The sequence below is a fragment of the Planomonospora algeriensis genome (genome assembly GCF_977012225.1).
The window spans coordinates 1-4,769 of the sequence record NZ_CDRNDK010000465.1; the positions used below are offsets into that span (position 1 = coordinate 1).

General features: G+C 72.2%; 5 protein-coding genes. 2 read left to right on the top strand and 3 right to left on the bottom strand.

Annotated elements, in window-relative coordinates; all coding sequences use genetic code 11:
• Positions 1-596, bottom strand: a 596-nt coding sequence (locus tag ACWJ6R_RS30335) for a substrate-binding domain-containing protein (protein ID WP_449065507.1), incomplete at its 3' end; no start/stop codon positions are given.
• A gap of 5 nt (positions 597-601) precedes the next feature.
• Positions 602-1,024 carry a LacI family DNA-binding transcriptional regulator gene (locus ACWJ6R_RS30340; RefSeq protein ID WP_449065508.1) on the bottom strand — a complete coding sequence of 141 codons (423 nt, stop codon included), beginning with the start codon at positions 1,022-1,024 and terminating at the stop codon, positions 602-604.
• Between the two features lie 177 nt (positions 1,025-1,201).
• On the opposite strand from ACWJ6R_RS30340, the gene ACWJ6R_RS30345 reads away from it, so the two are divergent.
• Entirely contained in the window at positions 1,202-2,422 is a 1,221-nt protein-coding gene (locus ACWJ6R_RS30345) for an ABC transporter ATP-binding protein (RefSeq protein WP_449065509.1), read from the top strand.
• A gap of 71 nt (positions 2,423-2,493) precedes the next feature.
• Here ACWJ6R_RS30345 and ACWJ6R_RS30350 read toward each other — a convergent pair whose 3' ends face one another.
• Positions 2,494-3,246, bottom strand: a complete 753-nt coding sequence (locus tag ACWJ6R_RS30350; protein ID WP_449065510.1) for an SDR family NAD(P)-dependent oxidoreductase — start codon at positions 3,244-3,246, stop codon at positions 2,494-2,496.
• A gap of 252 nt (positions 3,247-3,498) precedes the next feature.
• On the opposite strand from ACWJ6R_RS30350, the gene ACWJ6R_RS30355 reads away from it, so the two are divergent.
• Positions 3,499-4,769 (top strand): patatin-like protein (locus tag ACWJ6R_RS30355; protein ID WP_449065511.1); only part of this gene is annotated, 1,271 nt, incomplete at its 3' end.

The window sequence follows — 4,769 nt, forward strand, 5'->3', positions numbered from 1 at the left end:
GGCGCGGAGGCGGGGCCGGGCCGTACGGCTGCGCGACTCACGAGGCGCGCCGGGGGCCGCAGCTGCCCCTGACGACGAGCTCGGTGGGGAGCAGCACGCCGCGCGGGCGGCGGCCCCCCCTCGCGCAGCACCAGTTCGGCGGCGCGGTAGCCGATGTCCTGCGCGGGCTGGGCGATCACGGTCAGCGGCGGGGAGCAGAGCTCGGCCCAGGGCACGTCGTCGAACATGATGATCGACAGGTCTTTGGGCACCCGCAGGTCCAGCTCCCGGGCGGCCAGCACGGCGGCCTCGCCCAGCAGGTTGCCGCCGGCCAGCACGGCCGTCAGATCGGGGCGGTGCTGCAGGAGCCCGGCCGCCGCCGCGTAGGCGGAGTCGCGGCTGCCGCGGGCGAAGACGATGAGCTCCTCGTCCACCAGGGCGCCCAGCGCCTGCCGGAAGACCGCCACGCGCTGCTCCTGGCCGGGCCCGCCGAGATAGGCGATGCGCCGGTGGCCCAGCCCGGTCAGGTAGTCCACCGCGGTCCGAACCCCGCTGCGGTCGTCGGCCAGCACGGCGGGCACGTCGCCGTGGCCCGCCGCCGAGCGGTGGGCGAACACCGTGGTCAGCCCGGTCCGCAGGGTCGGCGCCCAGATCTCCGCGTCCCGGCCGGGACCGCGACCACCCGGCCCACGCCCTGCTCCAGCAGCATGCCGATCTGCTCCGCCTCGCGTTCGGCGTCGTCACCGGTCGTGCCCAGGATCACCGGTTCGCCGGCGGCCCGCGCGCAGGCGAGCACGCCGTCGGCCAGGCGGCCGTAGAAGCTGTCGGTGATGTCGGGCACCAGCAGCCCGATCCCGCCGGAGCGCTGCTGGCGCAGGTTGCGCCCGAGCGCGCTGGGCCGGTAGTCGAGCTGGGTCGCGACGGCCAGCACCCGCTCTCTGGTCTCGGGGCTGGCCGAGCCGCCCGACAGGACCCGCGAGACCGTGGCCACTCCGACGCCGGCCGCCTCCGCCACGTCCTTGATGGTCGTCCTGCGCGTGTTCATGGAAACGATTCCATCATGTTTTCCGTATTCGCTCCAGCACGGAGGGATAACAGAGACACTGATGACGGCCTAAAACAGGCTTTTCTCTTGACAGGGATGTCCGGTTCGGGTGAGATGCATGAAAACGTATCCACTATCGGGTGAACGCGGGGTTGGCCCGAGGCGTTAAGGACTTCCATGGCTTCCATCGTTCTCAGCAACGTCGACAAGATCTACGCGGGCGGCGTGAAAGCCGTGAACGGCCTGAACCTTGAGATCAAGGACGGCGAGTTCATGGTGCTGGTCGGTCCGTCCGGCTGCGGCAAGTCCACCGCGCTGCGGATGATCGCCGGCCTCGAGGACATCAGCGGCGGCGAGATCATCATCGGTGACCGGGTGGTCAACCACCTGCCGCCGAAGGACCGCGACATCGCGATGGTCTTCCAGAACTACGCGCTCTACCCGCACATGACCGTCGAGGAGAACCTCGCCTTCGGTCTGAAGCTCCGCAAGATGCCGAAGGCGGAGATCTCCAAGCGGGTCAACGAGGCCGCCAAGATGCTCGGCCTGGAGCAGTACCTCAAGCGCAAGCCGGCCGCCCTCTCCGGTGGTCAGCGCCAGCGTGTCGCGATGGGCCGCGCCATCGTGCGCGAGCCGCAGGCCTTCCTCATGGACGAGCCGCTGTCCAACCTGGACGCCAAGCTCCGCGTCTCCATGCGCGCCTCCCTCAACACGATGCACGAGCGCCTGGGCGTGACCACCGTCTACGTCACCCACGACCAGGTCGAGGCCATGACCCTCGGCGACCGGGTCTGCGTCCTGCGCGACGGCCTGCTCCAGCAGGTCGACACCCCGCAGAACCTGTTCGACAAGCCGGTCAACCTGTTCGTCGCGGGCTTCATGGGCTCCCCGTCCATGAACTTCGTCAACGCCGAGCTGATCCGCACCGAGGGCGGCGCCGCCGTGGCCTTCGCCGGCTACAAGCTCCCGGTCCCGGACTCGACCTTCGCCGAGAAGGCCGGCCTCGACCAGTACATCGGCAAGAAGATCATCCTGGGCATCCGCCCCTCCGACTTCGAGGACGCCGTCGCCGCCAACGGCCACGCCGGCGGCTGGGTCCGCCTGCCGGTCCGCGCCGAGGTCACCGAGGAGCTGGGCTCCGAGATCAACGTCCTGTTCCTGATCGACGCCCCGCCGGTCCAGCACCAGGACACCGTCGCCGCCGCCGACGCCGGTGACGACGAGGACGCGACCCTGCCGCTGGTCGGCGACAAGTCGCTGTGGACCGCCCGGGTGAACTCCCGCAGCCACGTCCGCCCCGGCCAGAACATCGAGCTGGTCGTGGACACCCACAACCTGCACTTCTTCGACCCGGCCTCCGGCCTGGCGATCGGCCACGCGGCGAACGTCCGCATCTGACCATCCCCGTAGGACGACTGGGCCCGTGCCACGACCCCCTCCCGTGGCACGGGCCCTTTCGCGTCCCCCGGTTATCTGCGGCCGATGCCGCGGGAGATCCGGGAGGTCAGGTTGAGCGGCAGGAGCCGGCCGACCGCGACGATCGCCTTGTAGCGCAGGTCGGGCACGCTCACCCGCACGCCCCGGGCCAGATCGCGCATGGCCTCGCCGACGACGTCGTCGGCCGAGAGCCACAGGAAACCGGGGATGCCGGAGACGTTCATCGAGGCGCGCTCGTGGAACTCGGTGCGGACGAAGCCCGGGCACAGCGCCATCACCCGGACGCGGCCGCCGTCCAGTTCGGTGGCCGCGGACTCGCTGAAGTTGACCACCCATGCCTTCGACGCGCTGTAGGTGCCCCGGGTGAAGAACGCGGCCACCGAGGCCACGTTGACCACCGCGCCCCGGTCGCGCTCCCGCATCCCCGGCAGCGCGGCCAGTGTCAGCCGGAGCACCGCCTCGCAGTGCACCTTCAGCATGCGCAGCTCGTCGGCGACCGGGACGTCGAGGAAGGCGCCGCGCAGGCCGAACCCGGCGTTGTTGACCAATAGGTCGACACCCTCGCGGAGCCGCCGCTCGACCGCGGCCAGGCCCTCCTCGCTCGCCAGGTCGGCGGGGAGCACCTCGGTCTCCACCCCGTAGCGCAGGCGAAGTTCCTCGGCGCGGGCCAGGAGGCGTTTCTCGTCGCGGGCGACCAGGACGAGGGAGAAACCGTCGGCGGCCAGGCGGCGGGCGAACGCGGCGCCGATGCCGGCGGTCGCGCCCGTGATCAGTGCGGAAGGCATGCCCGCAGTCTATTGAAAGGCCGCCCGCGGCCCCCCGGAGGGCCCGGTGGGGGCCCGGTGGGGGCCTGGTACCGCGCGATCCCGGCCGGATCTCGCCGGGGTCCGGAGGGGCGGGCAAAGGGGAGGTGAAATCCGGGTCTCGATCCGGTCGGCTTTCCGCGCGGACCGGTCGGGTCGCCGGGGGAACATCCGCGTTCGGCGCTGTCATGGAACCGGTCGCGAGGCAGGGCAGGACCGATCCGGGGGAGCGCGATGGGAGCACGGCACACACCCTCCGCCGTCGTTCCGGACGACGACCGGGAGGACATCCGGATCGCCGTCGTGATGAACGGCGGTGTCAGCCTCGCGGTGTGGATGGGCGGGGTGACGAACGAGATCAACCGGCTGGCCCTGAGCTCACCCGACGCCGGAGGGGCCCGGGAGGCCCGAGGAGCCCAGGAAGACCGCGGAGTCCAAGAGGAGCACGGAGCCCACGGAGCCCGGGAGGACCGCTGGACCGGCGGAGAGGTCCGCGGAGAGGTCTACGAGGGATTGCTGGAGCTGATGGGCGCGACGGCCCGGGTGGACGTGATCGCGGGCACGTCGGCCGGGGGCATCAACGGCGCCGCGCTGGCGTACGCCCAGGTGTACCGGGCCGACCTGCGGCCGCTGGGCCGGGTGTGGGCCGAGACGGGGTCACTGGTGCGGCTGCTGCGCAACCCCGTGTCCCCGCACCGGCCCTCCCTGCTGCGCGGTGACGACCATCTCCTGCCGGAGCTCGCCGGGGCCTTCGACCGGCTGGTCCCCGCCCACCGGCGTCCGGAGCGCTACGTCCCGCCGCGCGAACGGCCGATCGACCTCATGATCACGGGGACGCTGATGAACGGCGAGCACGTGCCGTTCCACGACGACTTCGGCAACCCCATCACCGAGATCGACTCGGCGGGGATGTTCCGCTTCGCCCGGGACGCGGGCACGCGGCCCGAGGAGGACCCGTTCCACTTCTCCCACGGCGTCACCCGCCGACTGGCGCTCGCCGCCCGGTGCACGTCCTCGTTCCCCGTCGCCTTCGAGCCGGGTTTCGCCCCGGTCGGCGCCGACGGCCCGGACGGGCTCCACCCCGACCTGGGCGCGACCGGGGCCGGACCGGCGATCGCCTCCTTCGCCCCGAGCCGCTACGTCCTGGACGGGGGCGTCCTGCTGAACCGGCCCGTGGAGCCGGCGCTGGCGGCGATCTACCGGCAACCGGCGGAGCGCCAGGTGCGGCGGCTGCTGATGTACGTCAACCCCGCGCCCGCCGCGGCCGGAGTGGAGGAGGCCGCCCGCCACGATGCCCCGCCGGTGCTCGGCGACGTCCTGGAGGCCCTGTTCCGGCTGCCCTTCGAGCAGTCGGTGGCAGAGGAGCTCAGGCGGATCGAGGAGAGCAACGCGCGCGTGCGCGCGCGCCGGGCGGAGCGCCCGGCGCTGGTGGGGGTGCTGGACTGCGCGCTCGCCGCCAGGCTCATGCCCGAGTACGCGCGGGCGCAGACGCGCCGCGAGGCCGC

What these genes read in the sequence shown, in the direction of transcription:
- ACWJ6R_RS30340 (WP_449065508.1), bottom strand. Translation starts at nt 1,024, where the DNA reads ATGAACACGCGCAGGACGACCATCAAGGACGTGGCGGAGGCGGCCGGC.
- ACWJ6R_RS30345 (WP_449065509.1), top strand. Translation starts at nt 1,202, where the DNA reads ATGGCTTCCATCGTTCTCAGCAACGTCGACAAGATCTACGCGGGCGGC.
- ACWJ6R_RS30350 (WP_449065510.1), bottom strand. Translation starts at nt 3,246, where the DNA reads ATGCCTTCCGCACTGATCACGGGCGCGACCGCCGGCATCGGCGCCGCG.